Annotated in this window: 2 protein-coding genes; one reads left to right on the top strand and one right to left on the bottom strand. The window is 73.5% G+C overall.

What is annotated here, in order from left to right; all coding sequences use genetic code 11:
- The first annotated feature begins 198 nt into the window (after positions 1-198).
- The gene (locus FOE67_RS24000) at positions 199-1,083 is read left to right on the top strand and encodes an MDR/zinc-dependent alcohol dehydrogenase-like family protein (RefSeq protein ID WP_182666928.1); all 885 of its coding nucleotides are present in this window, start codon (positions 199-201) and stop codon (positions 1,081-1,083) included.
- Positions 1,084-1,303: 220 nt separating this feature from the next.
- On the opposite strand, the gene FOE67_RS23995 is transcribed toward FOE67_RS24000, so the two are convergent.
- Entirely contained in the window at positions 1,304-1,927 is a 624-nt protein-coding gene (locus FOE67_RS23995; protein ID WP_182666927.1) for a LysE family translocator, read from the bottom strand.
- Between the last annotated feature and the right edge of the window lie 84 nt (positions 1,928-2,011).

Here is a 2,011-nt window from a genome sequence, read left to right as displayed (position 1 = left end):
AGGTGTATAAGAGAAAGCCCCACCCCACCGGGGTCCGCCTCCCCTCGCGCACTCGCGCGGGGGTCGCCGCCACCGAACGGCGGACCCGATCGCCCCCACGGGTGGCCGGGCACGCGACGGCGGCGCGCGGAAGGAAGCCGCGCGCGTCGGCACCGAAGAGTCCCGGTGTCATGGGGCCTTCGCCGGCCCCGCCTCCCCGTGCGGTCCCGTCGCCGCACCGGAAACGACGTCGAGCAGCCGCGCGAGCTCGTGGCGGTCACGGGCGCCCGGGCGCCCCGTGAAGGGCGCGAGGGCCGTCCGGATCTCCTCCATCACCCGTTCCGCGAGCTCGCCGCCCTCCGGGGTGATGAACACCTCGATGACCCGACGGTCCTCGGACGACCTGCCCCGCGCCACGAGACCCCGACGCTCGGCACGTTCGCCGAGCGGGCCGTGATCAACCCCCGCCACAGCGTGGTACCGCCGAGTGACATCGACCCCGTGCGCATCGCCGCCGCGATGAACCCGGCGATGTCCTCCCGGGTCGCGCTGCGCCGCCGCATCGCGTTCCGGGAGGGCCGGAGCGTGCTCGTCCTCGGCGCCACGGGCAACGCCGGGCGCATGGCGGTGCAGATCGCCAAGCGGTTCGGCGCCTCACACGTGATCGCCGTCGGTCGCGACGCCTCCCGGCTCGCCGCGCTGCGCGGGCCGGGCGCGGACGAGACGGTGACGTTCGACCGGGCCGACCGCGCCGCCGACGTGGACGTCGTCATCGACTACGTGTGGGGGGAGCCGTCCGCGCTCGCGATGACCGCGATCGTCACCGCGCGCCGGGATCCCGGCGCCCCCCTGGACTGGATCCGGATCGGTTCCGTCGCCGGCCGGGCGATTCCGGTCCACTCCGCGCTGCTGCGCTCGGCCCGGCTGCAGCTCTGCGGCAGCGGTATCGGCTCGGTCCCGCCCCGCGACTTCCTCGCGGAGCTGCCGGAGCTCGCCGCCGTGCACACCGGCGCGATCGACGTGCGGGCCCGGGCCGTGCCCCTGACCGGGGTCACCGAGACGTGGGGCGCGGAGACGGAGGACCGCATCGTCTACATCCCATGAGAACACCCCATCCCCGATCTTCACCCGTACGGAGGAAAGGCGTGTCCGTCGAGGAGCGAGGGGCGAGGGGGCGAGGCGTGGATCACCCGGTTGCCGGGCCTCCTCGCCGACCTGCCGCCCCGATCCGCCGGACGGGGCGCGCGGCGCCCGTGCCCGGTCGGTCGCGACATCGCGCGCTCCCGAGCATCGGTGCTTCCGGCTTCGGTGGGGTGCCGAGGCCTCACGCCCTCGCCACGTGCACGGCCATGCCGGCGAGCACGGTGCCCATCACGTACCGCTGCAACCGCAGCCAGGTGGGCCGGCTCCGCAGGAAGGTGGAGACGGAGCCCGCGCCGACGGCGATGAGGCCGTTGACCGTCACCGCGATCACGATCTGGATGAGTCCGAGCAGGAGGCTCTGCAGGGCCACGGAGCCCCGCTCCGGATCGACGAACTGCGGCAGGACCGACACGTAGAGGATGGCGATCTTGGGGTTGAGCAGATTGGTGACCAGCCCCATGGTGAAGAGCTTCCGCGGCCGGTCGGGGGGCAGCGGGCGGGGGTCGAAGGCCGAGGTGCCGCCCGGTCGGAGCGTGGTCCAGGCGAGGTAGGCGAGGTAGAGCGCCCCCGCGATCTTGACCGCCGTGTAGGCGACCGGCACATGGGCGAAGAGGGTGGCGATCCCCGCGGCGGCGGCGATGAGGTACACGAGGAAGCCCGCTGCCACGCCCAGCAGGGAGATCAACCCGGCCCGACGCCCCTGAACCACCGATCGCGACACCAGGTAGACCATGTTCGGGCCGGGCGTCAGGACCAACCCCAGGGCGACGAGGGACATCCCGATCACTGCCGATGTGCCGATCAACTCGGTTCACGCCTCTCTCGACGGTCCGGCTCGCCGCCGATCCCGGGCATCCGTGAAGCGGGACCGCCCCGGGGATCGGGAACC

The sequence above is a fragment of the Streptomyces calidiresistens genome (genome assembly GCF_014141525.1).
Classification (GTDB): domain Bacteria; phylum Actinomycetota; class Actinomycetes; order Streptomycetales; family Streptomycetaceae; genus Streptomyces; species Streptomyces calidiresistens.
The sequence above is the reverse complement of the archived record's forward strand: the minus strand, read 5'-3'. Positions and strand labels throughout refer to the sequence as shown.